Origin of the sequence: Streptomyces sp. M2CJ-2 (assembly GCF_016757295.1) — a bacterium.
Taxonomy (GTDB): Bacteria; Actinomycetota; Actinomycetes; order Streptomycetales; family Streptomycetaceae; genus Streptomyces.
Genome location: NZ_JAESIF010000020.1, coordinates 1 through 25,977, shown reverse-complemented (window position 1 = coordinate 25,977; position 25,977 = coordinate 1). Strand labels below are relative to the sequence as shown.

The 25,977-nt window shown below is 72.9% G+C and carries 23 protein-coding genes; 9 read left to right on the top strand and 14 right to left on the bottom strand.

Annotated features, from left to right (window positions below):
- Positions 1-24: 24 nt before the first annotated feature.
- The gene (locus tag JL475_RS17505) at positions 25-873 is read left to right on the top strand and encodes a chitosanase (RefSeq protein ID WP_202278724.1); all 849 of its coding nucleotides are present in this window, start codon (positions 25-27) and stop codon (positions 871-873) included.
- Positions 874-1,034: 161 nt separating this feature from the next.
- Here the strand turns inward: JL475_RS17505 and JL475_RS17500 are convergent, their stop codons facing one another.
- From JL475_RS17500 to JL475_RS17490, 3 genes are all read right to left on the bottom strand, one after another.
- The gene (locus JL475_RS17500) at positions 1,035-2,498 is read right to left on the bottom strand and encodes a glutamate synthase subunit beta (RefSeq protein WP_202278655.1); all 1,464 of its coding nucleotides are present in this window, start codon (positions 2,496-2,498) and stop codon (positions 1,035-1,037) included.
- Positions 2,491-7,044, bottom strand: coding sequence for a glutamate synthase large subunit (gltB, locus tag JL475_RS17495; RefSeq protein WP_237407429.1), 4,554 nt, complete (start codon positions 7,042-7,044; stop codon positions 2,491-2,493). The genes JL475_RS17500 and gltB overlap by 8 nt, the downstream gene beginning before the upstream one ends.
- Before the next feature lie 535 nt (positions 7,045-7,579).
- Complete coding sequence (locus JL475_RS17490) at positions 7,580-8,311, bottom strand: VIT1/CCC1 transporter family protein (protein ID WP_202278653.1); 732 nt, start codon at positions 8,309-8,311, stop codon at positions 7,580-7,582.
- Between the two features lie 281 nt (positions 8,312-8,592).
- Here JL475_RS17490 and JL475_RS17485 point away from each other — a divergent pair, with 281 nt between their 5' ends.
- The 6 genes from JL475_RS17485 to JL475_RS17460 are packed head-to-tail and all read left to right on the top strand — an operon-like array spanning position 8,593 to position 15,429.
- A complete protein-coding gene (locus JL475_RS17485) occupies positions 8,593-9,630 on the top strand; it encodes an ADP-ribosylglycohydrolase family protein (RefSeq protein ID WP_202278652.1) in 1,038 nt (345 codons plus the stop codon).
- On the top strand, positions 9,525-10,766 hold the full coding sequence (locus JL475_RS17480; RefSeq protein WP_237407448.1) for an ADP-ribosylglycohydrolase family protein: 1,242 nt from the start codon (positions 9,525-9,527) through the stop codon (positions 10,764-10,766). The genes JL475_RS17485 and JL475_RS17480 overlap by 106 nt, the downstream gene beginning before the upstream one ends.
- A gap of 7 nt (positions 10,767-10,773) precedes the next feature.
- Positions 10,774-11,955: an ADP-ribosylglycohydrolase family protein gene (locus tag JL475_RS17475; RefSeq protein WP_202278650.1), complete on the top strand. Its 1,182-nt coding sequence runs from the start codon at positions 10,774-10,776 to the stop codon at positions 11,953-11,955.
- Complete coding sequence (locus tag JL475_RS17470; RefSeq protein ID WP_202278649.1) at positions 11,943-13,361, top strand: ADP-ribosylglycohydrolase family protein; 1,419 nt, start codon at positions 11,943-11,945, stop codon at positions 13,359-13,361. Before JL475_RS17475 ends, JL475_RS17470 begins: the two co-directional genes overlap by 13 nt.
- Complete coding sequence (locus JL475_RS17465) at positions 13,358-14,566, top strand: CaiB/BaiF CoA-transferase family protein (protein ID WP_202278648.1); 1,209 nt, start codon at positions 13,358-13,360, stop codon at positions 14,564-14,566. The genes JL475_RS17470 and JL475_RS17465 overlap by 4 nt, the downstream gene beginning before the upstream one ends.
- Positions 14,563-15,429 carry a CoA ester lyase gene (locus JL475_RS17460; protein ID WP_307825078.1) on the top strand — a complete coding sequence of 289 codons (867 nt, stop codon included), beginning with the start codon at positions 14,563-14,565 and terminating at the stop codon, positions 15,427-15,429. The genes JL475_RS17465 and JL475_RS17460 overlap by 4 nt, the downstream gene beginning before the upstream one ends.
- A gap of 76 nt (positions 15,430-15,505) precedes the next feature.
- On the opposite strand, the gene lgt is transcribed toward JL475_RS17460, so the two are convergent.
- The 11 genes from lgt to hisI all read right to left on the bottom strand — a co-directional run bounded on the left by lgt (position 15,506) and on the right by hisI (position 24,644).
- The gene (gene lgt / locus JL475_RS17455; RefSeq protein WP_202278647.1) at positions 15,506-16,558 is read right to left on the bottom strand and encodes a prolipoprotein diacylglyceryl transferase; all 1,053 of its coding nucleotides are present in this window, start codon (positions 16,556-16,558) and stop codon (positions 15,506-15,508) included.
- A gap of 77 nt (positions 16,559-16,635) precedes the next feature.
- Positions 16,636-17,451, bottom strand: coding sequence for a thioredoxin domain-containing protein (locus tag JL475_RS17450; protein WP_202278646.1), 816 nt, complete (start codon positions 17,449-17,451; stop codon positions 16,636-16,638).
- A 137-nt stretch (positions 17,452-17,588) separates the two neighbouring features.
- Complete coding sequence (gene trpA / locus JL475_RS17445) at positions 17,589-18,407, bottom strand: tryptophan synthase subunit alpha (RefSeq protein WP_202278645.1); 819 nt, start codon at positions 18,405-18,407, stop codon at positions 17,589-17,591.
- On the bottom strand, positions 18,404-19,744 hold the full coding sequence (trpB, locus tag JL475_RS17440; RefSeq protein WP_202278644.1) for a tryptophan synthase subunit beta: 1,341 nt from the start codon (positions 19,742-19,744) through the stop codon (positions 18,404-18,406). The genes trpA and trpB overlap by 4 nt, the downstream gene beginning before the upstream one ends.
- A 58-nt stretch (positions 19,745-19,802) precedes the next feature.
- Positions 19,803-20,054 (bottom strand): tryptophan biosynthesis modulator TrpM, encoded by a 252-nt coding sequence (trpM, locus tag JL475_RS17435; protein WP_202278643.1) that lies wholly within the window; start codon positions 20,052-20,054, stop codon positions 19,803-19,805.
- Between the two features lie 22 nt (positions 20,055-20,076).
- Positions 20,077-20,886, bottom strand: a complete 810-nt coding sequence (gene trpC / locus JL475_RS17430) for an indole-3-glycerol phosphate synthase TrpC (RefSeq protein ID WP_202278642.1) — start codon at positions 20,884-20,886, stop codon at positions 20,077-20,079.
- A gap of 180 nt (positions 20,887-21,066) precedes the next feature.
- Positions 21,067-21,519, bottom strand: a complete 453-nt coding sequence (locus JL475_RS17425; RefSeq protein ID WP_202278641.1) for a DUF2752 domain-containing protein — start codon at positions 21,517-21,519, stop codon at positions 21,067-21,069.
- 81 nt (positions 21,520-21,600) lie between these two features.
- Positions 21,601-21,852 carry an HGxxPAAW family protein gene (locus JL475_RS17420; protein WP_202278640.1) on the bottom strand — a complete coding sequence of 84 codons (252 nt, stop codon included), beginning with the start codon at positions 21,850-21,852 and terminating at the stop codon, positions 21,601-21,603.
- A gap of 145 nt (positions 21,853-21,997) precedes the next feature.
- Positions 21,998-22,645 (bottom strand): TIGR02234 family membrane protein, encoded by a 648-nt coding sequence (locus JL475_RS17415; RefSeq protein ID WP_202278639.1) that lies wholly within the window; start codon positions 22,643-22,645, stop codon positions 21,998-22,000.
- 62 nt (positions 22,646-22,707) lie between these two features.
- The gene (locus JL475_RS17410; protein WP_202278638.1) at positions 22,708-24,216 is read right to left on the bottom strand and encodes an anthranilate synthase component I; all 1,509 of its coding nucleotides are present in this window, start codon (positions 24,214-24,216) and stop codon (positions 22,708-22,710) included.
- An 11-nt stretch (positions 24,217-24,227) separates the two neighbouring features.
- Positions 24,228-24,644, bottom strand: coding sequence for a phosphoribosyl-AMP cyclohydrolase (hisI, locus tag JL475_RS17405; protein WP_202278637.1), 417 nt, complete (start codon positions 24,642-24,644; stop codon positions 24,228-24,230).
- A 97-nt stretch (positions 24,645-24,741) separates the two neighbouring features.
- Here hisI and JL475_RS17400 point away from each other — a divergent pair, with 97 nt between their 5' ends.
- Together JL475_RS17400 and JL475_RS17395 are read left to right on the top strand one after the other, a co-directional pair.
- A complete protein-coding gene (locus JL475_RS17400; protein WP_202278636.1) occupies positions 24,742-25,377 on the top strand; it encodes a TIGR03085 family metal-binding protein in 636 nt (211 codons plus the stop codon).
- 63 nt (positions 25,378-25,440) lie between these two features.
- On the top strand, positions 25,441-25,839 hold the full coding sequence (locus JL475_RS17395) for a VOC family protein (RefSeq protein WP_202278635.1): 399 nt from the start codon (positions 25,441-25,443) through the stop codon (positions 25,837-25,839).
- The last annotated feature ends 138 nt before the right edge of the window (positions 25,840-25,977 follow it).

The window sequence follows — 25,977 nt, the reverse complement described above, 5'->3', positions numbered from 1 at the left end:
CCCGTGGTGGCGACGGCCGTGTACATGCTGGTGCCCGGGGGGTCGGACGGTGCGGCTCCCGGCAGCGGTCCGGCCGTGTCCGCCTCGCCGAACGCACGCGAGCAGGCCAAGGAGCGTGCCGAGTCGGAGTCGGCCGAGGACGACGCGCTGGTGGCGAGCCGGCCGCCGGGTCTGGCCGAGCCGGCGAAGAAGGAGCTCGCCCAGCAGCTCGTGGCGAGTGCCGAGAACTCGACGCTGCGCTGGCGTGAGACCTACGGCATCATCGAGGACGTCGGGGACGGTGTCGGCTACACGGCCGGCATCGTCGGTTTCACCACCGGCACCCACGACCTGCTCGCCCTCGTGGAGGGCTACACGAAGGATCATCCGGACAACGGGCTGGCGGAGTTCCTGCCCGCGCTGCGTGAGGTGGACGGCACGGACTCGCACGAGGGTCTGGACCCGGGCTTCACGAAGGCCTGGCGGGCGGAGTCGGAGAAGTCCGCGTTCCGCGCGGCCCAGGAGGCGGAGCGCGACCGGGTCTACTTCGATCCGGCGGTGCGCATGGCCAAGCTGGACGGTCTCGGCACGCTCGGCCAGTTCGTGTACTACGACGCGATGGTCCGGCGGGGCCCCGACACCGGCCCGGACGGTTTCTACGGCATACGGGAGCGGGCCATGCGCAAGGCCGAGACGCCGGGGCGGGGCGGCGACGAGGAAACGTTTCTGGAGGCGTTCCTCGAGGTGCGTCGCGCGGCGATGCTCGCGAGGAAGCCGGGCGCCGACACGTCCCGGGTGGACACCGTTCAGCGCCGGTTCCTGCGGGAGGGGAACCTGGAGCTGGCGACGCCGCTGACGTGGCAGGTGAACGGGAGCACCTTCCGGATCCCCTGACCGGGATGCGGCGGCGCCTGCCCGGTTTCGTCCTGGTCGGGGACGGAGGGCAGGCGCCACCTGGTGTTCCGTACGCCGTTGTACGGGACCTCCGTGGGGGACCCGTCAGGTCCTTTGTGCGGTGCGGTCCGCCACCGGGTGGTGGCGGACGGGGCGGTCCGTCACACCGTCAGTGAGCGGTCCGTGGGGCGGATCGGTGCGGGCAGGTCGCTCGCGCCGGTGAGGTGGCGGTCGCAGCCGCGCGCGGCGGAGCGGCCCTCGGCGATCGCCCACACGATGAGGGACTGGCCGCGGCCGGCGTCACCGGCGACGAAGACACCCGGCACGCTGGTCTGGAATTCTGCGTCGCGGGCGATGTTACCGCGTTCGTCGAGGTCCAGGCCGAACTGCTCGACGAGGCCGTTGTCCCGGTCGGTGCCGGTGAAGCCCATGGCGAGGGTGACCAGCTGGGCCGGGATCGCCCGCTCGGTGCCGGGCTTGTGGGTGAGCTCGCCGTCGACGAATTCGACTTCGGTCAGGTGCAGCCACTGCACGTTGCCGTCCGCGTCGCCCTCGAAGTGGGTGGTGGAGACGGAGTAGACCCGCTCGCCGCCCTCCTCGTGCGCGGAGGTGACCTTGTAGAGCATGGGGAAGGTCGGCCACGGCTGGGAGAGCGGGTTCCGTTCCTCGCCCGGGCGGGGCATGATCTCCAGCTGGGTGACGGAGGCGGCGCCCTGGCGGTGGGCGGTGCCCACGCAGTCGGCGCCGGTGTCGCCGCCGCCGATGACGACGACGTGCTTGCCCTCGGCGGAGATCGGCGGGGTGACGTGGTCGCCCTCCTGCACCTTGTTGGCCAGCGGCAGGTATTCCATGGCCTGGTGGATGCCGCTCAGTTCGCGGCCCGGTACCGGCAGGTCGCGTGCCGTGGTCGCGCCGACGGCGAGGACGACGGCGTCGTACCGCTTGCGCAGTGCGGTGGCCGGCATGTCACGGCCGATCTCGATGCCCGTGCGGAACTTGGTGCCCTCCGCGCGCATCTGCTCGATACGGCGGTTGATGTGCCGCTTCTCCATCTTGAACTCGGGGATGCCGTAGCGCAGGAGGCCGCCGACGCGGTCGGCCCGTTCGTACACGGCGACGGTGTGGCCGGCCCGGGTCAGCTGCTGGGCGGCGGCCAGGCCGGCGGGGCCGGAGCCGACGACCGCGACGGTCTTGCCGGAGTGGCGTTCGGGGATGCGCGGGGCGACGTCGCCGGTCTCCCACGCCTTGTCGATGATCGAGACCTCGACGTTCTTGATGGTGACGGGCGGCTGGTTGATGCCGAGGACGCACGCCGATTCGCACGGGGCGGGGCACAGGCGGCCGGTGAACTCCGGGAAGTTGTTGGTGGCGTGCAGGCGCTCGGAGGCCGCCTGCCAGTCCTCGCGGTAGGCGTAGTCGTTCCACTCGGGGATGAGGTTGCCCAGCGGGCAGCCGTTGTGGCAGAACGGGATGCCGCAGTCCATGCAGCGGCCGGCCTGCTTGCTGATGATCGGCAGCAGGGAGCCGGGGACGTGGACCTCGTTCCAGTCCTTGACGCGTTCGGTGACCGGGCGGGAGGTGGCGACCTCGCGCCCGTGGTTCAAGAAGCCCTTCGGGTCAGCCATGGGTCGCCGCCTCCATCATCTTCTGGTGGGTGTCGGACTCGGAGAGTCCGGCTCGCTCGGCGGCGTCCTTGGCGGCGAGCACTGCCTGGTACGTACGGGGGGTGATCTTGCTGAAGCGGGCTGCGCCCGCGCCGGGGCTGTCCCACTCGGCGAGCAGCTTGGCGGCGACGGTGGAGCCCGTCTCCTCCTGGTGCCGGCGCACCACGTCGTGCAGCCGGGCGCGGTCGGTGTCGTCGAGTTCGTGGACGGCGTCCAGGTTGCCGGCGTTGACGTTGTCCCGGTCGAGGTCGATGACGTAGGCGACGCCGCCGGACATGCCGGCCGCGAAGTTGCGGCCGGTCTCGCCGAGGACGACCGCGTGGCCGCCGGTCATGTATTCGCAGCCGTGGTCGCCCACGCCCTCGGAGACGACCAGCGCGCCGGAGTTGCGCACGCAGAACCGTTCGCCGACCTTGCCGCGCAGGAACATCTCGCCGCCGGTGGCGCCGTAGGCGAGGGTGTTGCCGGCGATGACGCTGTACTCGGCGAGGTGGTCGGCGCCGCGGTCGGGGCGGACGACGAGGCGGCCGCCGGAGAGGCCCTTGCCGACGTAGTCGTTGGCGTCGCCCTCCAGGCGCAGGGTGATGCCGCGGGGGACGAAGGCGCCGAAGGACTGGCCGGCGGAGCCGGTGAAGGTGATGTCGATGGTGTCGTCGGGCAGGCCGGCGCCGCCGAACTTCTTCGTCACCTCGTGGCCGAGCATGGTGCCGACGGTGCGGTTGATGTTGCGGATGGCGACCTGGGCGCGGACCGGCTGGGCGTCGGGGGCGCCGTCGGCGGCGAGCGCGTCGGCGGCGAGCTTGATCAGCTCGTTGTCGAGGGCCTTCGCCAGTCCGTGGTCCTGGGGGACGGCCTGGTGGCGGACGGCGCCGTCGGGCAGGTCCGGGACGTGGAGCAGCGGGGCCAGTTCCAGGCCCTGCGCCTTCCAGTGGTCGACGGCGCGGGTCACGTCGAGGACCTCGGCGTGGCCGACGGCTTCCTCGAGGGAGCGGAAGCCGAGTTCGGCGAGGAGTTCGCGGACCTCTTCGGCGATGAACCGGAAGAAGTTCACGACGTGCTCGGCCTTGCCGGCGAACCTCTCGCGCAGCACCGGGTTCTGGGTGGCGATGCCGACCGGGCAGGTGTCCAGGTGGCAGACGCGCATCATGACGCAGCCGGAGACGACCAGGGGTGCGGTGGCGAAGCCGAACTCCTCGGCGCCGAGGAGGGCGGCGACGACGACGTCGCGGCCGGTCTTGAGCTGGCCGTCGGTCTGGACGACGATCCGGTCGCGCAGGCCGTTGAGCAGGAGTGTCTGCTGGGTCTCGGCGAGGCCGAGTTCCCAGGGGCCGCCGGCGTGCTTGAGCGAGGTCAGCGGGGAGGCGCCGGTGCCGCCGTCGTGGCCGGAGATGAGCACGACGTCGGCGTGGGCCTTGGAGACGCCCGCGGCGACGGTGCCGACGCCGACCTCGGAGACCAGCTTGACGTGGATGCGCGCCCGGGGGTTGGCGTTCTTCAGGTCGTGGATGAGCTGGGCGAGGTCCTCGATGGAGTAGATGTCGTGGTGCGGCGGCGGGGAGATGAGGCCCACGCCGGGTGTCGAGTGCCGGGTCTTCGCGATCCACGGGTAGACCTTGGGGCCGGGCAGCTGGCCGCCCTCGCCGGGCTTGGCGCCCTGGGCCATCTTGATCTGGATGTCGTCGGCGTTGACCAGGTATTCGGAGGTCACTCCGAAGCGGCCGGAGGCGACCTGCTTGATGGAGGAGCGGCGGGCCGGGTCGTACAGGCGCTCGGGGTCCTCGCCGCCCTCGCCGGTGTTGGACTTGCCTCCGAGCTGGTTCATGGCGACGGCGAGGGTCTCGTGCGCCTCCTGGGAGATGGAGCCGTACGACATGGCGCCGGTGGAGAACCGCTTGACGATCTCGGAGGCCGGCTCGACCTCGTCGAGGGGGACGGGCCTGCGGTCGGAGGTGAAGCCGAACAGGCCGCGCAGCGTCATCAGGCGTTCGGACTGCTCGTTGACGCGGTCGGTGTACTGCTTGAAGACGTCGTAGCGGCCGGAGCGCGTGGAGTGCTGGAGGCGGAAGACGGTCTCCGGGTCGAACAGGTGCGGTTCTCCCTCGCGGCGCCACTGGTACTCGCCGCCGATGTCGAGAGCGCGGTGGGCGGGGGCGATGCCGGAGGCGGGGTACGCCTTGGCGTGGCGGGCGGCGACCTCCTGGGCGACGACGTCGATGCCGATGCCGCCGATCTTGGTGGCGGTGCCGTGGAAGTACTTCTCGACGAACCGCTCGTCGAGGCCGACGGCTTCGAAGACCTGGGCGCCGCGGTAGGAGGCGACGGTGGAGATGCCCATCTTGGACATGACCTTCAGTACGCCCTTGCCGAGGGCGTGGATGAGGTTGCGGATGGCCTTCTCGGGCTCGCCGTCGACGGCTTGCAGGAAGGTGCCCGCGCGGACGAGGTCCTCGACGGACTCCATCGCCAGGTACGGGTTGACTGCGGCGGCGCCGAAGCCGATGAGGAGGGCCACGTGGTGGACCTCGCGGACGTCTCCGGCCTCGACCAGGAGGCCCACCCGGGTGCGCTGCCTGGTGCGGATGAGGTGGTGGTGGACGGCCGCGGTGAGCAGCAGCGACGGGATCGGCGCGTGCTCGGCGTCGGAGTGCCGGTCGGACAGGACGATCAGGCGGGCGCCGTTGCCGATGGCGGCGTCGGCCTCGGCGCAGATCTCCTCGATGCGGGCGGCCAGGGTGTCGCCGCCGCCGGAGACCCGGTAGAGACCGGAGAGGGTGGCGGCCTTGAAGCCGGGCAGGTCGCCGTCGGCGTTGACGTGGATGAGCTTGGCCAGTTCGTCGTTGTCGATGACCGGGAAGGGCAGGACGACGGAGCGGCAGGAGGCGGCCGTCGGCTCGAGCAGGTTGCCCTGGGGGCCCAGGGAGCTGCGCAGGGAGGTGACCAGTTCTTCGCGGATCGCGTCCAGCGGCGGGTTGGTGACCTGTGCGAACAGCTGGGTGAAGTAGTCGAAGAGCAGCCGGGGGCGGTCGGAGAGCGCGGCGATCGGCGAGTCGGTGCCCATGGAGCCGATCGGTTCGGCGCCGGCCTTGGCCATCGGGGCGAGCAGGACGCGCAGTTCCTCCTCGGTGTAGCCGAAGGTCTGCTGGCGTCGGGTGACCGAGGCGTGGGTGTGCACGATGTGCTCGCGCTCGGGCAGGTCGGACAGTTCGATCTCGCCGGCTTCCAGCCACTGGGCGTAGGGGTGCTCGGCGGCGAGGGCGGCCTTGATCTCGTCGTCCTCGATGACGCGGTGCTCGGCGGTGTCCACCAGGAACATGCGGCCGGGCTGCAGGCGGCCCTTGCGGACGACCTTCGCCGGGTCGACGTCGAGGACGCCGACCTCGGAGCCGAGGACGACCAGACCGTCGTCGGTGACCCAGTAGCGGCCGGGGCGCAGGCCGTTGCGGTCGAGTACGGCGCCGACCTGGGTGCCGTCGGTGAAGGTGACGCAGGCGGGGCCGTCCCAGGGCTCCATCATCGTGGAGTGGTACTGGTAGAAGGCGCGCCGGGCCGGCTCCATCGAGGCGTGGTTCTCCCACGCCTCCGGGATCATCATCAGCACGGAGTGCGGCAGCGAACGCCCGCCGAGGTGCAGCAGTTCGAGGACCTCGTCGAAGGAGGCGGAGTCGGAGGCGTCGGGGGTGCACACCGGGAAGATGCGCTCGAGGTCCTTCTCGGGACCGAACAGGTCGGAGACCAGCTGGGACTCGCGGGCGCGCATCCAGTTGCGGTTGCCCTTGACGGTGTTGATCTCACCGTTGTGGGCGACGAAGCGGTAGGGGTGCGCGAGCGGCCACGAGGGGAAGGTGTTCGTGGAGAACCGGGAGTGCACGAGCGCGATCGCGGAGCCGAAGCGACGGTCCGACAGGTCCGGGAAGAAGGGCTCCAGCTGGCCGGTGGTGAGCATGCCCTTGTAGACGATGGTCCGCGCGGACAGCGACGGGAAGTAGACGTCGGCCTCGCGCTCGGCGCGCTTGCGCAGCGCGAAGGCCGTGCGGTCGAGGTCGATGCCGGTCGACGCGTGGTCCATGACGAAGATCTGGCGGAAGGCGGGCATCGTGGAACGGGCGGTGGCGCCGAGCAGTTCGGGTGCGACGGGCACCTCGCGCCAGCCGAGGACGGTCAGGCCCTCGTCGCGGGCGATCTCCTCGATGCGGGCGGCGGCCTCGTCGGCCGCTTCGGGGGGGAGGAAGGCGGTGCCGACGGCGTAGGCGCCGGCCGTGGGCAGTTCGAAGCCGGCCACCTCGCGGAAGAAGGCGTCCGGGATCTGGGAGAGGATGCCCGCGCCGTCGCCGGAGTCGGGCTCGGAGCCGGTGGCGCCGCGGTGCTCCAGGTTGCGCAGGACGGTGAGTGCCTGCTCCACCAGGGTGTGGGACGCCTCGCCGGTGAGGGTGGCGACGAAGCCCACGCCGCAGGCGTCGTGCTCGTCGCGGGGGTCGTACAGGCCCTGGGGGGCGGGTCGGGCGTCCATGAAGGACCGGTTCTGGCCTTGCGCGGAATGCTGGCACGGCTGACGCGGCATACGCATCGGCTCTCCTCGTCGTCGTCATGTGGCGTGTGGCAAGTGCCGAGGGACGACGCTGGCCCTCTGCGTGACTGCGAAATTTCGTGCAGATTACACGATGGGTGAGGTCCCGGAAAGGGGGATATTTCATTCCATTGCGCAAAAACCTTGCAGGTCACGGCGGGGTTCCGCGCCTGGCGGTGGAGGCTGTGGGGACCGGGGCGGGCAGATCGGTGTCCGCCGGTCCGAAGACGAGGGAGGGCGTCTTCGCCCCTCCTCGCGGGTGCGTCACGGGCTTCGTTACCCGCAGCGCTTTCGGCTCATGCCCCGTCGTCACACGGTCGAAACCAACGAGTAACGGCTACTTGTGCGGTCCGTCGCACGAAAGCGGAGCCGGATCACCGGACGGCCCGGTCGGATCACGCGGCTCGCGTGATCCGACCGGGCCGTCCGAACCTGATCACCCGAACCGGGTCATCCGTCCGGGTCGGGTGGAGCCGGGTCATCCGACGGCGGTTCCGAACAGCGTGCCCAGGGTGTAGGTCACGCCGGCCGCCGCGCCGCCGAGGGCGAGCTGCCGCAGACCGCTGAACCACCAGGTCCGCGCGGTCACCTTGGCCACCAGCGCGCCACACAGGAAGAGTCCCAGCAGGGCCACCAGCACGGCCGGCCACAGGCTGCTCGCGCCGAGCAGATAGGGCAGCACGGGCAGCAGCGCGCCCAGCGCGAAGGCGCCGAAGCTGGAGACGGCGGCCACGGTGGGCGAGGGCAGGTCGCCGGGGTCGATCCCCAGTTCCTCACGGGCGTGGATCTCCAGCGCCTGCTCGGGGTCCTTCGACAGCTGCCGGGCCACCTCGCGGGCGAGTTCCGGCTCGACACCGCGGGACTCGTAGAGGGCGGCGAGTTCGGCCTCCTCGTCCTGGGGGTGCTTGCGCAGTTCGCGCCGTTCGACGTCCAGTTCGGCCTCGACGAGGTCGCGCTGGGAGGCGACGGAGGTGTACTCGCCTGCGGCCATGGAGAAGGCGCCGGCCGCCAGGCCCGCGAGGCCGGTGATGACGATGGTCTGCTGACCGACCGAGCCGCCGGCGACGCCGGTGATCAGCGCGAGGTTGGAGACCAGTCCGTCCATCGCGCCGAACACGGCGGGGCGCAGCCAGCCGCCGTTCACGTCACGGTGGGTGTGGTTGTCGCGGTGCGCCTCGTGCAGCGTCGCCTCGGTCTCGATGAGTGCCATGCGGTCCCCCAGGGAGTTCACCAGCGTCTGCGAACAGACGCAACTTTAGACATGTTCTACTTTTTTACAACGCTCAAGATACTCCCCTTGATTCCCCTCCGCCAGCAAGGAAAGGCTGGGCTAACCTGCGGTTTTGCGGATTCTGCACGTCTGTGCGGAGGGCCGCGCAGACGTCGACCGGGTGACGCTGAGGCGTGTGAGGCTGCGCCGCACCCCTCACCGGGGACAGTTCCGCAAAGGGCTTCGCGCCTCTCGGGGCGCCCCTGAGAGGAGAGCCGCGTATGGCATCGATCGCCTGCATCCCCTCCGCCCCGGCGCCCGAGGGCTCCGGCGGGCTCCGCGAGCGGGCACGCGGCGCGCTGCTCGGCCTGGCCGTCGGCGACGCGCTGGGCGCCCCGGCCGAGAACATGCGGCCCTCCGAGATCCGCGCCCGGTGGGGCCGTATCACCGGGTACGTCGCGGAGCACCCCGCGGGCACGGACGACACCGAGTACGCGATCCTCACCGGCCTGCTGCTGGCCCGGCACGGCTCCGCGCTCACCCCGGAGCAGGTGGGGACGGCCTGGCACGAGTGGATCGCGGACCGCTGCGAGGGGTCCTTCCGCGGCGCGGGCTTCAGCGAGCGCGGCACCCTGGAGAACCTCCGCCGGGGGCTGGCCGCCCCCCTCTCCGCCCAGCACCGCCATCCCTGGAGCGACGGGCTGGCGATGCGGGCGGCCCCGCACGGCGTCTTCGCGGCCGGCCGCCCCGCCGAGGCGGCCCGGCTGGCGGCCGTCGACGGCTCGGTCAGTCACGACGGCGAGGGCATCTACGGCGGCCAGGCGGTCGCGGCGGGCGTGGCGGCGGCGATGGCGGGAGCACCGGTGGTCACCGTCGTCGCCGCCGCGCTGGCCCTGGTGCCGGAGGACTCCTGGACCGCCCGTTCCCTGCGCCGCGCCGTCACCGCCGCCCACCTGGGCGAACGCGCGGTCCGCTCCGCCGTCGTGGTCGGTGGCTACCCCTGGACCGACCTGGCCCCCGAAGCCGTCGCCCTCGCCTTCGGCGCGTACGCGGCGGCGGACGGCGACTTCGAACAAGCGGTGCTGACGGCCGTCAACATGGGCCGCGACGCCGACACCACGGCGGCCGTGGCGGGCGCCCTCGCGGGGGCGACCCGGGGTGTTCACGCGATCCCGGAGGCCTGGGCCGCAGCCATCGGCCCGGCCCGCGGCAGCTGTCTGCCCGCGATGGCCGGCCACCACGTCCTGGACATCGCGGACCTGCTCACCCCGGGCGCTTTCGTCCTGGCAGCGGACAACGACATGGAGGCCCCGGCATGACCCCACCCCCCGCCCCGCCGCCGCGGACGCGCATCGAGGGCCTGCTGCTCGGCCTCGCCGCCGGTGACGCCGCCGGCTGGCCCGCCGCACGGCACCGGGCCGCCCGGATGCCCGAGTGGACCCGGCGGCTCACCCGGGAGCTGGACGCCTTCGCCGAGCAGAACGCGACCACCACCCTCCCCGTGCCGATCGCCCTCAACCAGCCCCCGGAGCCCTTGCGGCTCGGCCCCTCCGACGACGCCGAGTGGGCGGCGTTCGCGGCCGAGGCGGTCCTGTTGGCCGGCCACGACAGCCTCCTGGGGGACCTGAGCCGGGAACGCCGTACCCGGGCCGCCATCGACCTGACCTGGAACGCCGTGGCCGGCGAGGTCGCCGCGGCGGCCGCCCGCGCCCCCGAGATCGAGTCGGCCGTACTCCCCCTGCGCGCCCGTATCTCCGTACGGGCCGGGCTCGGCAACCTCGCCACGGGTCTGCGCCCGCCCGCCACCGGCCACGACAACCCGCACTACTTCGACGACGCGGCCTGCGTACGGGCCTGCGTCCTGGCCGTCGCCCACGCCGGAGACCCCGCACGCGCCGCGGCGCTCGCCGAGTTCGACGCCCGCTACACCCAGGACGGCGACGGGGTGCACGGCGCCCGCGCGATGGCCGCCGCCGTCGCCCGCGCGCTGGCCGGAGCGGACGTGGCGGCGTGTGTGGCCGCCGCGGTCGCCGAGCTGCCCGAGGAGACGGAGGTCGGCCGCAACGCCCGGCACGCCCTGCGGCTCGCCGCGGACAGCGACGGCGTCTTCGCCCTCGTACCGCTCCTGGAACACCAGATCGTCGACCACGTCTACAGCTACGGTGTCGCCGCCGCCGAAACCGTCCCCGTCGCTCTCGCCCTGGCCACCGCCGCACGCGGCCGGATCGCGGAGGCGGTCCCCGCCGCGGCCTGCCTGTCCCGGGTCGCGGACTCCGCCCCCGCCCTCGTGGGCGCCCTGACCGGCGCGCTGGGCGGCAGCGCGGCGATCCCCGGATCGTGGCGGGAGAGCTGCCGCACCCTCTCCGGCTGCGCGCTCCCCCGGTTCACCGGCACCGACCTGGTGGAACTCGCCGGGCTCCTGGAAGCCGCACAACCACCCCCGTCAGGGGGATGATTCGGACATGACGCTCACAGAGGACGATAAGCGGGGCCGGGGTGCGCCCCTGGACGAGCGGATCACCGGCGCGCTGGTGGGAGCCGCCGTCGGTGACGCGCTCGGCGGCCCCGTCGAGGGGTACTCCCCCGAGCAGATCGCCGAACGCCACGGTGGCCGCGTCCACGGTGTCGTCGGCCCCTGGAACGGCGACGCCTGGCGCACCGCCCGGCCCATCGCCCCGTACCACAAGGGCGACGGACACGTCACCGACGACACCCTCATGACGCACGCCCTGGTCCGGGTGTACACGCGGGTCCGGGACCATCTGGACGCCCATGCCGTCGCCGACCATCTGGTGCCGGACCTGATGGGCACCCCGCGCTGGATCCCGGAACTGGAGGCGGAGGCGCTCCCGCTCCAGCGGATCTTCCTCGCGGAGAAGTGGCTGGTGGCCCAGATCCACTACGGCCATGTCGACCCGCGCGAGGCGGGCGTCGGCAACATCGTCAACTGCGGTGCCGCGATGTACATGGCCCCCGTCGGCCTGGTCAACGCGGCCAACCCGGCGGGCGCGTACGCCGAGGCGCTGGACGTCGCGGGGGCCCACCAGTCGTCGTACGGCCGGGAGGCGGCGGGGGTGCTCGCTGCGGCCGTGGCGGCGGCGTGCGTGCCGGGGGCGAGTGCGGACTCGGTCGTCGACGCGTGCCTGTCGCTGGCGAAGGACGGCACCCGGGAGGCGATCGAACGGGTCTGCGAAGAGGCGTCCCGGCACCCGGACTTCGAGTCCGCGCTGTGCCCGCTGCGGGAGGCGGTGGCCCCGTACGACACCGTGGGCCCCGACTACCGTTCCCCCTCGCTGGGCGCCCGCCGGCCGTCCCGGCTGCACGCCGTCGAGGAACTTCCCGTCGCGCTGGGCATGGTGGTGGTGGCCCGCGGCGACTTCCGGCAGGCGGTGCTGGGCGCGGTGAACTACGGCCGGGACTGCGACTCCATCGCCACGATGGCCGGGGCGGTGACCGGCGCCCTCGGCTCTGCGGTCCCCGAGGACTGGGCGAAGACCGTGGCGGACGCCAGCCGTCTCGACCTCTGGGCGCCCGCGGCCGCGCTGACCGCGGTGACCGGCGAGGTCTTCGCGCGCGACGTCTCCCGACGCCGGGCGCACGAACGGGCGTTCGTCGAGTTGGGAGGCCCGGCGTGCTCCGACTGACCTGGGTCCAGCCGGAGGACCTGATCGGCCACGAGCTGCGCCAGGCGGCCCAGGACGGCAGGGCGCCCTCGGCCGTCGCGGCCCGCTGGCGCGCGGCGGGCGGCCCTGAGGCCCCGCTCCGCGCCGGCGCCTCCCTGCGTCCGGCGTCCCGCTACCTCAGGCTGCTGGCCGGGGACCTCCTGGACGAACTGGCCGACCTGCCCAGCAGCCTGGCGGACGACGAGCCGACGGACCTCGCCGCGATCAAGTCCCTGTGCCCCGACTGGCCCTCCCCCGCCGGCACCGGCGCGCCGACTCCGGGCCACGGCGACGAGGGTCCCCGCCGTACCGGCCGCCTCGAAGCCGCCTGGCTCGGCCGGGCCGTCGGCTGCCTGCTCGGCAAACCCGTGGAGAAGCTCCCCCTCGACGGCATCCGCCTGCTCGCCCGGGCCACCGGGAACTGGCCCCTGAACGACTACTTCACCGCCCGCGGAGTCCCCGGGGAACTGGCCGCCCGGTACCCCTGGAACCGTCGCTCCGCGGCCACGTCCCTCGCCGAGAACATCGACGGCATGCCCGAGGACGACGACCTCGACTACCCCCTCCTCAACCTGCTGCTGCTCCAGCGGTACGGCAGGGACTTCACCACCGCGGACGTGGCCCGGCTCTGGCTGGACGAACTCCCGGCGGGCCGCGCCTTCACCGCCGAACGCATCGCCTACCGCAACCTCCTGAGCGGCCTGGAGCCCCCGCGCACCGCCCGGTACCGCAATCCGTTCCGCGAGTGGATCGGCGCCCTGATCCGCGCCGACGTGCACGGCTGGACCAATCCGGGGGACCCGGCGGGCGCGGCGGAACAGGCCCATCGCGACGCGACCCTCACCCACACCGCCAACGGCGTCTACGCCGCGATGTTCGCCGCGGCCGTCATCGCCACCGCCGCCGCGGGCCACGCCGCCGACACCGGCGGCGGCACCGGCGGCCGGGACGTCCATGCCTGTCTGCGGGCCGGTCTCGCCGTCGTACCGCCCCGCTCCCGGCTCGCCCGCGCCGTGCGCCACGCCGTGCGGCTGGCGCACGAGCACGACGACTTCGCAGACGTCGTCGACGCGATCCACGCCCGGCACGCGGACGTCCACTGGGTGCACGCCGTGCCCAACACCGCGCTGATCGCCGCCGCCCTCACCCACGCGGACGGCGACTTCACCGGCGCGATCTGCCGCGTCGTGTCCGGTGGCCTCGACACGGACTCGGGCGGCGCGACCGCCGGCGGCATCGCCGCCCTCCTCGCCGGCTCCCCCACCGCGCTCCCCGAACGCTGGACGGCCCCGCTGAAGAACCGGCTGGCCACCTCCGTCGGCACCTTCGACGGCATCGGCTTCGACACCCTGGCCCGTCTGACCCACCTGGAGGCCTCCCGCCCATGACCCGGCCCACCGCCCCCGCCGCTCCCCCGCTGACCGGCCTGCGCGTCCTGGACCTCGCCACCCTCTTCGCCGGGCCCCTCGCCGCGACCCTGCTCGGCGACTTCGGCGCCGAAGTCGTCAAGGTCGAGCACCCGGGGAAACCGGACCCCTCCCGCGGCCACGGACCGTCGAAGGACGGCGTGGGACTGTGGTGGAAGATGCTCGGCCGCAACAAACGGACCATCACCCTCGACCTGTCCACGCCCGGCGGCCGGGCGACCCTGCTGCGCCTCGCCGGGACAGCCGACGTGGTCATCGAGAACTTCCGGCCGGGCACCCTGGAGAAGTGGGACCTGGGCTGGCCCGAACTGTCCGCCGCCAACCCCCGGCTGGTCCTGGCCCGGGTCACCGGCTTCGGCCAGTTCGGCCCGTACGCCCACCGCCCCGGCTTCGGCACCCTCGCCGAGGCGATGAGCGGCTTCGCCGCCATCACCGGTGAACCGGACGCGCCCCCGACGCTGCCGCCGTTCGGGCTGGCCGACTCCATCGCGGGCCTGACCACGGCGTACGCGGTGCTGACCGCGCTCGCCGGGCGCGAGCACACCGGCGAGGGCCAGGTCGTCGACATGGCCCTCATCGAACCGATCCTCACCGCACTCGGCCCGCAGCCGACCTGGTACGACCAGCTCGGCCACGTCCAGCCCCGCACCGGAAACCGCTCCCAGAACAACGCCCCGCGCGGCACCTACCTCACCGCCGACGGCACCTGGGTCGCCGTCTCCACCTCGGCCCAGTCGGTCGCCGAGCGGGTGATGCGGCTGGTGGGACGGCCCGAACTGATCGACGAACCGTGGTTCGCCACCGGCGCCGGCCGGGCCCGGCACGCGGACGCGCTGGACGAGGCCGTGGGCGGATGGATCGCCCGCCGCACCCGCACCGACGTGCTCGCTGCCTTCGAGAAGGCCGAAGCCGCGGTGGCCCCCGTCCAGGACGTACGGGACGTGATGACCGACCCGCAGTACCAGGCCCTGGACACCATCACCACGGTCGACGATCCGGAGCTGGGCCCGCTGCGCATGCAGAACGTCCTCTTCCGGCTCTCCCGCACCCCCGGCGCGATCCGCTGGGCGGGCCGCCCGCACGGCGCGGACACCGAGGAGGTCCTGACCGAACTGGGGCTCACCCCGGCCGAGCTGACGGCACTGCGCGCGGAGGGCGCACTGTGACGGGGGCGGCGCCCGGGGCCGTGCCGGAGACGACGGCGAAAGCCCCGCTGACCTGGCTCTACGCCCCCGGCGACCGGCCGCGGGTGGTGGCGAAGGCCCTCGGCTGCGGGGCCGACGTGGTGGTGATCGACCTGGAGGACGCGGTCGCCCCCGACCGCAAGGCGTACGCCCGTGCCGCCACCGCCGAGTTGCTGCGCGACCCGCAGCCGGTCCCGGTCCACGTCCGCGTCAACGCCCTGGCCGGCCCCTGGGGCGAGACCGACCTCGCCGCCGTAGCCCCGGCCCCGGGCCTGGCCGGTCTCCGGCTGCCCAAGGTGTCCTCCCCCGCCGACGTCGTACGGGCCGCGCAGCGTGCCGCGTCCGCCCGCGGCGGCGCGCTCCCCCTGTACGCGCTGCTGGAGACGGCCCTCGGCATCGAACGGGCGCACGCCGTGGCCACCGCCCACCCGTCCCTGCGCGGCATCTCGATCGGCGAGGCGGACCTACGGGCCGACCTGGGCGTACGGGACGACGCGGGCCTCGACTGGTCCCGTTCCCGTGTGGTCGTCGCCGCGCGGGCGGCGGGTCTGGCCCCGCCGGCCCAGTCCGTCCACCCGGACACCCGCGACCTGGACGGCCTCCTCGCCTCCTGCCTCCGTGGCCGCGACCTGGGCTTCACGGGCCGCGCCGCCATCCACCCCCGGCAGCTGCCGGTCATCGAGCGCGCCTATCTGCCGACGGAGCAAGAGATCGAACGGGCGGAGCGGATCGTCAAGGCGGCGGTCGGCGAACGGGGCGCCCAGGCCCTCCCCGACGGCTGCTTCATCGACGCGGCGGTGGTGGCGGCCGCCCGGTGCGTCCTGTCCCTGGCCCGCCGGGTCTGAGGGCCACACACGCCGTGGGGCGCCCGGAGGTTCCGGGCGCCCCACGGCGTCGTTGTCGCAGAAGGTCGGCGGGCCGTCAGTTCTTTTTCGCCGACCCGGCCCCGTCCTTGGAACGGGCGTCCCCGGAATCCGCCTCGGCCTCGGCGCCGCCCGCGGTCTTGGCGTCTTCCTTGCTCTTGGCGCTCTTGGCGTCTTCCTCGGCCTTGGCGTCTTCGCCCGCCCCGGTGTCCTCCGCCGGCTCGGCGTCGTCCTTCGCCTCCGGGGAGTCCGCCTCGTCCTTCCCGCCGGTCCCGGTCCCGCCGGAGGCGGCAGCCGCGCCCGGCTCCACCACGTCCTCGCGTCCCGGCCGCTTCTTCGCCGACACCACGATGTAGACCACCGCGAGCACGAACACGATCATCGCGGTCCAGTTGTTCAACCGCAGACCCAGGATGTCGTGGGCCTCGTCGACGCGCATGTACTCGATCCAGAACCGGCCCGCGCAGTACGCCGCGACGTACAGCGCGAACGCCCGCCCGTGCCCGAGTTTGAAGCGACGGTCCGCCCAGATGACCAGCAGGGCGACACCCACGCACCACAGCGACTCGTACAGGAACGTCGGGTGGTAGTACCCCGGTACCCGGCCGCCCTCCGTGGACGTGATGTGCAGGGCCCAGGGAAGATCCGTCTCCCGCCCGTACAGCTCCTGGTTGAACCAGTTGCCCCAGCGTCCGATCGCCTGCGCCAGCGCCAGCCCGGGGGCCACGGCGTCGGCGTACGGCGGCAGGGCGATGCCACGGCGCCGGCAGCCGATCCAGGCGCCCAGGGCGCCCAGGGCGACGGCTCCCCAGATGCCCAGGCCGCCCTCCCAGATCTTGAAGGCGTCGACCCAGTCGCGGCCCTCTCCGAAGTAGAGCTGGTAATCGGTGACGACGTGGTAGAGACGACCACCGACCAGGCCGAACGGGATCGCCCAGAACGCGATGTCCCAGGCGGTGCCCTTCTGGCCACCGCGCGCCACCCACCGGCGGTCGACGATCCAGAGGGCGACGAAGAGGCCGACGAGGATACTGAAGGCATAGCCGCGCAGCGGGATGGGGCCCAGGTGCAGCACCCCGGTCGACGGGCTGGGAATGTAGGCAAGTTCCATGGCAGGGTCGACGCTACCGTGCCGGACCGGTCCCACGGCGGGCGGCCCGGCTACGGCTCCATAACGGGAGGGCACACCTACTGCCCCTGATCGGCCTTCTGGCCCTGATCGGCCTTCTGGCCCTGATCGGCCTTCCGGACCATCTTCTTCAGCTTCGCCGGCGTCATCGTCCGGTCCTGGTAGATGTTCTTGTCGCCGAGCAGGACGGTCGGTGTGCCCGAGAAGCGGCCCTTCTGGAAGGCCTCCTGGGACTTTCCGACCCAGCTGTTGTGCGTGCCGTCCTCCACACAGCCGCGGAAGGCGGGCGTGTCGAGGCCGTCGACCTTGCCTGCCAGCTCGATGAGCTTGCCGTTGTCGGCGAAGGCGTCGTCCGTCTCCTGGGGCTGGTTGTCGAACAGCACGTCGTGGTACTCGGCGAACTTGCCGGCGTCCTGGGCGCAGGCGGCCGCGTTGGCGGAGTTGCGGGAGCCGGTGCCGCCCATGTTGCCGTCGATGAGCGTGACCAGGTGGTACTCGATCTTCAGCTGGCCGGACTCGGTCAGCTCGTGCAGGGTCGGGCGGTACGCCAGCTCGAAGGACTTGCAGGCGGGGCAGCGGAAGTCCTCCCACACGGTGAGCGTGGACTTGGCGTTCTCCTTGCCGACCGGGATGGCGAGGCCGTCCTTGCCGAGGGCCCCCGAGGGCGCCACCACCGGCCCGGCCTCCTCATTCCCGTCGTCCTTTCCGGCGTTGGCGGCGACGACTCCGATCACCGCCGCGAGCGCCAGGACACAGACCACGCTCGCACCCACGATCAGGGTGCGGCGCCGCTTGTCCGCCGTCTTCTGCTTCTCGCGCTCGACCGCCAGCCGCTCCCGGGCGGTGCGCTTTCCCTCACGATTCTTCTCGCTCACACCCCGCAGAACGAACCGGGGAGGCGCACCGCGCCTCCCCGGCCTCAGGTCCACCCGTACGAGGGACCCGTATGACTATCTGCTGAGGGCCTGCGGATGACCGGCCACCCGTGGTGCCCGGTCCGGAAGCGGCGCGGTCACGCCTGTCCGCGCACGCCCTTGGCGAGTTCACCGGCGAGCGCCCGGACTGCCTGGACCCCGGCGGCCGGGTCGGGGGCGTCCAGCATCCGCTTGACGAAGGCGGAGCCGACGATCACACCGTCGGCGAAGCGGGCGACCTCGGCGGCCTGGGTCGTGTCGGAGACGCCGATCCCGACGCACACCGGCAGGTCGGCGCGGCTCGCCCGGGCGCGTGCCACGAGTTCCTCGGCCTGCGTGCCGACCGACTCACGGGTGCCGGTGACCCCCATGAGGGACGCGGCGTAGACGAAGCCGCTGCCCGCCGCGGTGATCTCGGCGAGCCGCTCGTCCTTGCTGCTGGGCGCGACGACGAAGACGGTGGCGAGCCCGTGCTTGTCGGCGTGTTCCCGCCACAGCGCCGACTCCTGGACGGGCAGGTCGGGCAGGATGCACCCGGCACCGCCCGCCTCGGCGAGTTCGGCGGCGAACCGCTCGACGCCGTAGCGGTCGACGGGGTTCCAGTACGTCATGACGAGGATCGGCTTCCCGGTGGCCCGGTGCGCCTCCCGGACCGTGCGCAGCGCGTCGGCGATCCGGACGCCGCCGCGCAGGGCGATGTCGTCGGCGGTCTGGATGACGGGCCCGTCGAGGACGGGGTCGCTGTGCGGCAGGCCCACCTCCACGACGTCGGCGCCGCCGTCGATGACGGCCTTGACGGCGTCGATGCCGCCGTCGACGGTCGGGAACCCGGCCGGGAGGTAGGCGATGAGGGCGGCCCGGCCCTCGGACTTGGCCGCGGCGAGGGTGTCGCTCAGCAGCTGTACGTTCCCGCTCACTTGGCGTCCCTCTCGATCTCGGCGGTGTCGGTGTCGGCGTCGGCGGCCACGGTCTTGTCCGTAGTGGCAACGGTGGCCGTGGTGGCTGCTGCCGTGCCGGTGGCGGCGGGGTCGGTGTCGTACAGCCCGAAGTAGCGGGCTGCGGTGTCCATGTCCTTGTCGCCCCGGCCGGACAGGTTGACCACGATCAGCCCGTCCTCGCCGAGTTCCCTGCCGACCTCCAGGGCGCCGGCCAGCGCGTGGGCGCTCTCGATGGCCGGGATGATGCCCTCGGTGCGCGACAGCAGCCGCAGCGCCTGCATGGCGGCGTCGTCGGTGACCGCGCGGTACTCGCCGCGGCCGGAGTCCTTGAGGTAGGCGTGCTCGGGTCCGATGCCCGGGTAGTCGAGCCCTGCCGAGATGGAGTACGGCTCGGTGATCTGGCCCTCGTCGTCCTGGAGGACGTAGGAACGCGAACCGTGCAGGATGCCGGGCTCGCCCGCGGTGAGGGTGGCCGCGTGCTCGCCGCTCTCGATGCCGTGGCCCGCGGGTTCGCAGCCGATCAGCCGTACCGAGGCGTCCGGGATGAAGGCGTGGAAGAGTCCGATGGCGTTGGAGCCGCCGCCGACGCAGGCGACGGCGGCGTCGGGCAGCCGTCCGGCGCGCTCCAGGAGCTGGCGGCGGGTCTCGACGCCGATGACGCGGTGGAAGTCGCGCACCAGGCCGGGGAAGGGGTGGGGTCCGGCGACGGTGCCGAAGAGGTAGTGCGTGGTGTCGACGTTGGCGACCCAGTCGCGGAACGCCTCGTTGATGGCGTCCTTGAGGGTGCGGCTGCCGGACTTCACGGCGATGACCTCGGCGCCGAGCATGCGCATCCGGGCCACGTTGAGGGCCTGGCGCCGGGTGTCGATCTCGCCCATGTAGACGGTGCAGTCGAGGCCGAACAGGGCGCAGGCGGTGGCGGTGGCGACGCCGTGCTGGCCGGCGCCGGTCTCGGCGATGACCCGGGTCTTGCCCATGCGCCGGGTGAGCAGGGCCTGGCCCAGCACGTTGTTGATCTTGTGGGAGCCGGTGTGGTTGAGGTCCTCACGCTTGAGGAAGACCCGGGCGCCACCGGCGTGTTCGGCGAAGCGCGGCACCTCGGTGAGGGCGCTCGGGCGGCCGGTGTAGTTCACCAGCAGGTCGTCGAGTTCGCGGGCGAACTCCGGGTCGGCCTTGGCCTTGTCGTACTCGACGGCGACCTCGTCCACGGCGGCGACGAGCGCCTCCGGGATGAACTTGCCGCCGAACGCCCCGAAGTAGCCTTCGGCGCTGGGGATCCGACCCTCGGGGTCGGGGATGAAGAACTGGCTGGGCATGCGGAAACCTCACGGTGAGCGTTGTTCTCGGTCACTGATCGCCGTGGGGGCGGGGGTGTCAGGCCACTGCGGGCCGTGTGCGGCTCGTCGCGTCCGCGCGACGGAGCCGCACGTGGTCAGGAACGGTCCCGCGCCCCTGGGAGGGGCGCTGCCATCGCATGCCGTTGACCTGCCCGGGCTCGTCACCGATCACGTACCGGACCCGGCGCCCGTGGACCCGGCGCGCGGGCGCGCGGCAGCCGCGCGGGCGGCAGCCGCGGGCCAGGCGCGCGTACGGGTCCCTGGCGGTCAGGGTGATCGGGAGTGTCATCGGAGCCAAGCCTACCGGGGGGTCAGCCGCGGCCGTGCCGCAGCGCCGGGTGCTCGCCCGCCGCCACCAGGTCGGCGACCGCCGTCTTCGGGTCGCGGCCGGTGACCAGGGACTCGCCGACCAGGACCGCGTCGGCTCCGGCGTTGGCGTAGGCGATCAGGTCGTGCGGGCCCCGGACGCCGGACTCGGCGACCTTGACGAGGTGGTCCGGGAGCTCGGGGGCGATCCGCTCGAAGGTGCCGCGGTCGACCTCGAGGGTCTTGAGGTTGCGCGCGTTGATGCCGATGACCTTGGCGCCCGCGTCGATCGCGCGCTCGGCCTCCTCCTCGTCGTGCGCCTCGACGAGCGGGGTGAGTCCGATGGACTCGGCACGCTCGATCAGCGACTCCAGGGCCGGCTGGTCGAGGGCGGCGACGATGAGCAGCGCGAGGTCGGCGCCGTGCGCCCGCGCCTCCCAGAGCTGGTACGAGGTGACGATGAAGTCCTTGCGCAGGATGGGGATGTCCACGCGCGCACGGACCGCCTCCAGGTCGGCCAGCGAGCCGCCGAAGCGGCGCTGTTCGGTGAGGACGGAGATGACGGCCGCGCCGCCCGCCTCGTAGTCGGCGGCGAGTCCGGCCGGGTCGGCGATCGCGGCGAGCGCGCCCTTGGACGGGCTGGAGCGCTTGACCTCGCAGATCACCTTGACGCCCTCGCCCCGCAGGGCGGCCGCGCCGTCCTTGGCCGCGGGGGCCTTGGCCACGCGCTCCTTGAGCTCGTCGAGGCTCACCCGAGCCTGCCGCTCCGCGAGGTCGGCACGGACTCCGTCGATGATCTCGTCGAGCACACTCACGCGAGAGGCCCCCTTCCAGACGGTCCGTCTTCAGTGCGTTCGTTTCCGTCCCGGGGCGTCCCCGCCCTCATGGTCGGGTCGCCGGACGAAACCGGTGGTCATTGCGATGGTATCCGTAATGGGGCGTACCCCTCGCATCCGGTGGATGCCGGTCCCACTGGCTGGACGTCCAGCGGTTGATCAAGGGTGCAGCCAGCCACCGAACGGCAGGTTCCGGACGACCGTGAAGACCAGCACCAGCGCCCCCAGGGACCACAGGAGCGCGGGTGGGGGGTCGATGCGCAGGGGCTTGCCGCGCGCCGCGCGGGCCACCCAGGCGGTCCAGAGCACGGCGAGGGCCGCGTAGCCGAGGACCGCGGGCGCGTTGGCCTGGAGGGCCGTCAGGAGGTCGCCGTGGACGACGGCGTGGGCGCTGCGCAGCCCGCCGCAGCCGGGGCAGTACAGGCCGGTGAAGCGCAGCAGCGGGCAGGCGGGGTAGTGGCCGGGTTCGTTGGGGTCCACCGCTCCGACGTAGGCGAAGGCTCCGGCGACGGCGGCGAGTGCTCCGACGGGGAGGGCCAGGCGCGCGGCCCTGCCGCGGGATACGCGGGGCGTGCCGGGGGTGCGGGGGCTGACGGCGTTCACAGGGTGCATTGTGCCCCGCGCGTACGCGTCAGGGGCGGTCGCGGCACCCGTGTGCCGACCGCCCCTGTTCCGGAGGAGTGCCCCCGGCGTTCAGCTCTGGGCGCGGGCCGGCTCGCGGTCGCCGCCGGCCTGGTTCAGGGGGTGGGCGTGCTGCGGCTTGCCCATGCCCATCTTGCTCATGATCCCGCCGACGGCCCCGCCGAGCAGCGCGATGCCGATGCCCGCCCAGAAGCCGACCGGCGAGCTCACCACCATGAACAGGCTCGCGACGCAGAAACCGATGAAGGCGATGATGACACCGGTCCAGGCGGCCGGGGTGTGACCGTGGCTGCTGCCCGCCATTGCTTGCTCCTCGTTGCTGTGTACTTGTCTGAGCAGGACGCTCGGACTCATTGTCCCGCACCCGCGCGCGTGCCGTCAGTGGGGGTGCTCCTCCGTGCGGCGAACATACCTTCCGGCGCTCGACCGGGGCGCGGTGCGGCCCGGTTCAGGTACCGGTCGGGTCCTCCCCGCGGTCGAGGGCCTTCCACAGCTCCTCGGGCCGGTCGGGATCGGCGGCGGCCGCGCGGCGTGGCCGGGGGGCACCGCCGCGCTCGTAGCGGCCGGACATCGCGGGCCACAGCCTGCCGTAGCGCAGGGCGAGCGCGCCGGCCAGCAGGAGCAGCAGGCCGCCCACGGCTGCGACGTAGGGCCAGGCCGTGTGGCTGAGGGCCGCCACCGTGGCGGAGGTGTCGCCGGAGACCTCGGCGGCCTTGTCGTCGAGCGCGGAGCTGTCGGAGGCGCCGAGCAGGGCGGCCGTGACGATGCCCGCGCCGGACAGGGTGAGCAGCGCGGCGACGGCGAGGCGGCCGGTCCGCCGGACGGCGAAGACGGCGACGAGCGCGGCCAGACCCACCACGGCGAGGGCGGCGGGGACGCCGGTGACGTCGCTGCCGTTGGCGGTCAGGGGAAAGGCGCCGCCGGCCACCGCGGCGGTGCCCTGGGACCACTGCTGCCGGGTGGCGAGCAGGGTCACGGCCGCGCCCAGGGCCCCGCACAGCAGGGCGACGGCGAGACTGAGGCGGCCGGTGCGGGCGGAACCGGCGGCCTCAGAACGAGGGGAACGGGGGGGAGGTGCAGCAGTCACGTACTCCACTATCGCGTGACCCGTGCGCGAACCGTCACCCGGGGCTCGTCCCGGGTCCGCCGCGCACCGTCTCACACCGTGCCCAGCCGGTTCGCCGTGTGCACGGCTCGCAGCACCGCGGCCGCCTTGTTGCGGCACTCGACGTCCTCGGCCACCGGGTCGGAGTCGGCGACGATCCCGGCGCCCGCCTGGACGTACGCGGTGCCCCCGCGCAGCAGCGCGGTGCGGATCGCGATGGCGGTGTCGGAGTCGCCCGCGAAGTCCAGGTAGCCGACGCAGCCGCCGTACAGCCCGCGCCGGGACGGCTCGAGTTCGTCGATGATCTGCATGGCCCGGGGCTTGGGCGCACCGGAGAGGGTGCCGGCCGGGAAGCAGGCGGTGAGCACGTCGAAGGCGGAACGGCCGGCCGCGACCCGGCCGGTGACCGTCGAGACGATGTGCATGACGTGCGAGTACCGCTCGACGGACATGAAGTCGACGACCTCGACGGAACCGGGCTCGCAGACCCGTCCGAGGTCGTTGCGGCCCAGGTCGACGAGCATGAGGTGCTCGGCGCGCTCCTTGGGGTCGGCGAGCAGTTCCTCCGCGAGGGCCTGGTCCTCCTGCGGGGTGGCGCCGCGGGGCCGGGTGCCGGCGATGGGGTGGACCATCGCCTGTCCGTCGTCGACCTTCACGAGTGCTTCGGGGGACGATCCGACCACGTCGAAGGCCTCGCCGTCCCCGTGGGGGAACCGGAACAGGTACATGTAGGGCGAAGGGTTGGTGGCCCGCAGCACCCGGTAGACGTCCAGGGCACTCGCCGTGCACGGGGTCTCGAACCGCTGGGAGGGGACGACCTGGAAGGCCTCCCCCGCGCGGATGCGTTCCTTGATGTCCTCGACGGCCGCGCGGAAGTCGGGGCCGCCCCACAGCGCGGTGTGGTCGGGGAGTTCGGAGGGCGGGAGGACGGCCGGGGGCTGGGCCACCGCGCGGGTGAGGTCGGCCTCCATGGCGTCCAGGCGGGCCACGGCGTCGGCGTGGGCCTCGTCGACGCCGGTGTCCAGGTCGTTGTGGTTGATCGCGTTGGCGATCAGCCAGACGGAGCCCTCCCAGTGGTCCATGACGGCGAGGTCGCTGGTGAGCAGCATGGTCAGTTCGGGCAGTCGCAGATCGTCCCGTTCTCCGGGGCCGATCTTCTCCAGCCTGCGCACGATGTCGTAGCCGAGGTAGCCGACCAGGCCGCCGGTGAAGGGCGGCAGACCGAGGTCGTGGGCGAGGTCGCGCGGGGTGTGCAGGGTTTCGAGCGTGGCGCGCAGCGCGGCGAGCGGGTCGCCCTCGGCCGGCACTCCGACGGGCGGGGTGCCCTCCCAGTGCGCCTGTCCGGCGCGCTCGGTGAGGGTGGCGGCGCTGCGGACGCCGACGAAGGAGTACCGGGACCAGGACCTGCCGTTCTCCGCGGACTCGAGCAGGAAGGTGCCGGGGCGCTCGGCGGCGAGCTTGCGGTAGAGGCCCACGGGGGTGTCGCCGTCGGCGAGGAGCTTGCGGGTCACCGGGATGACCCGGCGGTCGGTGGCGAGCTTGCGGAACGTCTCGAGGTCCATGCCGGCCGACCCTACTGATCCGAGACGGGCACGCCGGCACCGGCGCCGTCCGGGCGGGTGTCGGTGAGCAGCACGTCGGCGTCGAAGCAGGTGCGGGCGCCGGTGTGGCAGGCGGCGCCGACCTGGTCGACCTTGACCAGGAGGGTGTCGGCGTCGCAGTCCAGGGCGACGGACTTCACGTGCTGGACGTGTCCGGAAGTGTCCCCCTTGACCCAGTACTCCTGGCGGCTGCGCGACCAGTAGGTGCAGCGGCCGGTGGTCAGCGTGCGGTGCAGCGCCTCGTCGTCCATCCAGCCCAACATCAGTACCTCCTGGGTGTCGTACTGCTGGGCGATGGCGGGCAGGAGGCCGTCGGGGCTGCGCTTGAGCCGTGCGGCGATCTGCGGATCGAGGCGGCTGGTCCGGGACGTACTGGTCATGGGGACCATTGTGCCGCGCGGGACGGGTGCACCCGGGTTCCGTCCACCGACTGGAAAGGGACGGGGACGGGTGGGCGGACCGGGCGGGTCACCGTAGGCTGACCACATGTCGACCCATGCCAAGCGTGAACGACTTCTCCTGGCCGATCTGCTGGAGACGGCGGGCCCGGAGGCCCCCACTCTCTGCGAGGGGTGGCGCGCCCGTGATCTCGCCGCGCACGTGGTGGTGCGCGAGCGCCGCCCCGACGCCGCCGGCGGCATCCTGGTCAAGCAGCTCGCACCGCGCCTGGAGCGGGTGATGGCGGAGTTCACCGCCAAGCCGTACGAGGAGCTGGTCCAGCTGATCCGTACCGGCCCGCCGCGCTTCTCGCCCTTCAACCTCAAGCAGGTCGACGAGCTGTCGAACATCGTCGAGTTCTACGTCCACACGGAGGATCTGCGCCGCGCCCAGCCCGACTGGACGCCGCGTGAGCTGGACCCGGTGTTCCAGGACGCCCTGTGGTCCCGGCTGGAGCGCAGCGCCCGGCTGCTGGGCCGCGGCGTCCCCACGGGCCTGGTGCTGCGCCGTCCGGACGGCCGGACCGCGGTGGCCCACCGCGGCACGCCCGTGGTCACGGTGACCGGCGAGCCGTCGGAGCTGGTGCTGTTCTCCTACGGGCGGCACGGCGCCGCCAAGGTCGAGCTGGAGGGCGACGCGGACGCGATCGCGAAGCTCAACGAGTCCAAGCAACTCGGGATCTGAGACTTCGTTTCCCTGGAGATCTGACAGATCTGAGGCACCTGAGAGATCGGAAGAAGAAGTCCCATGATCAAGGTCGCCATGACCAGCGTGTACGTCGACGACGTCGCGAAGGCGCACGCGTTCTACACCGATGTGCTCGGCTTCGAGACCCGTACCCGGATGGACCTGGGCGGCGGCACGCTGTTCATCACGGTCGGGGCTCCCGGGGGCGCCCAGCGGGACCTGGAGCTGCTGCTGGAGCCCGGCCAGGGGCCCATCGCGGAGCCGTACCGCAGGGCGGTGCGTGAGGCGGGTCTGCCCGCCATGGTGTTCTCCGTGGCGGACCTCCGCGCGGAGTACGAGCGGTTGCGCGGCGAGGGCGTGATCTTCGTGCAGGAGCCGCAGGAGCAGGGCCCGGTGGTCACCGCCCTCCTGGACGACACGGTGGGCAACCTGGTCCAGCTCTCCCAGCCCAAGGAGTGAGCGCCGGCGGCGCACGCGTTTGCCCCTACGGCAGTCGGCCCCGGCCCCCTCTAGAGGGGGCCGGGGCCGACTGCAAGCACCTCGTCGCGCAGCGGCAGCGGATGGCCGACGCCCGTGAGGAGCTGCGCACCGAGCTCA

What these genes read in the sequence shown, in the direction of transcription:
- JL475_RS17505 (WP_202278724.1), top strand. Translation starts at nt 25, where the DNA reads ATGCTGGTGCCCGGGGGGTCGGACGGTGCGGCTCCCGGCAGCGGTCCG.
- JL475_RS17500 (WP_202278655.1), bottom strand. Translation starts at nt 2,498, where the DNA reads ATGGCTGACCCGAAGGGCTTCTTGAACCACGGGCGCGAGGTCGCCACC.
- gltB (WP_237407429.1), bottom strand. Translation starts at nt 7,044, where the DNA reads ATGGACGCCCGACCCGCCCCCCAGGGCCTGTACGACCCCCGCGACGAG.
- JL475_RS17490 (WP_202278653.1), bottom strand. Translation starts at nt 8,311, where the DNA reads ATGGCACTCATCGAGACCGAGGCGACGCTGCACGAGGCGCACCGCGAC.
- JL475_RS17485 (WP_202278652.1), top strand. Translation starts at nt 8,593, where the DNA reads ATGGCATCGATCGCCTGCATCCCCTCCGCCCCGGCGCCCGAGGGCTCC.
- JL475_RS17475 (WP_202278650.1), top strand. Translation starts at nt 10,774, where the DNA reads ATGACGCTCACAGAGGACGATAAGCGGGGCCGGGGTGCGCCCCTGGAC.
- JL475_RS17465 (WP_202278648.1), top strand. Translation starts at nt 13,358, where the DNA reads ATGACCCGGCCCACCGCCCCCGCCGCTCCCCCGCTGACCGGCCTGCGC.
- lgt (WP_202278647.1), bottom strand. Translation starts at nt 16,558, where the DNA reads ATGGAACTTGCCTACATTCCCAGCCCGTCGACCGGGGTGCTGCACCTG.
- trpB (WP_202278644.1), bottom strand. Translation starts at nt 19,744, where the DNA reads ATGCCCAGCCAGTTCTTCATCCCCGACCCCGAGGGTCGGATCCCCAGC.
- trpM (WP_202278643.1), bottom strand. Translation starts at nt 20,054, where the DNA reads ATGACACTCCCGATCACCCTGACCGCCAGGGACCCGTACGCGCGCCTG.
- JL475_RS17425 (WP_202278641.1), bottom strand. Translation starts at nt 21,519, where the DNA reads ATGCACCCTGTGAACGCCGTCAGCCCCCGCACCCCCGGCACGCCCCGC.
- JL475_RS17420 (WP_202278640.1), bottom strand. Translation starts at nt 21,852, where the DNA reads ATGGCGGGCAGCAGCCACGGTCACACCCCGGCCGCCTGGACCGGTGTC.
- JL475_RS17410 (WP_202278638.1), bottom strand. Translation starts at nt 24,216, where the DNA reads ATGGACCTCGAGACGTTCCGCAAGCTCGCCACCGACCGCCGGGTCATC.
- hisI (WP_202278637.1), bottom strand. Translation starts at nt 24,644, where the DNA reads ATGGTCCCCATGACCAGTACGTCCCGGACCAGCCGCCTCGATCCGCAG.
- JL475_RS17400 (WP_202278636.1), top strand. Translation starts at nt 24,742, where the DNA reads ATGTCGACCCATGCCAAGCGTGAACGACTTCTCCTGGCCGATCTGCTG.
- JL475_RS17395 (WP_202278635.1), top strand. Translation starts at nt 25,441, where the DNA reads ATGATCAAGGTCGCCATGACCAGCGTGTACGTCGACGACGTCGCGAAG.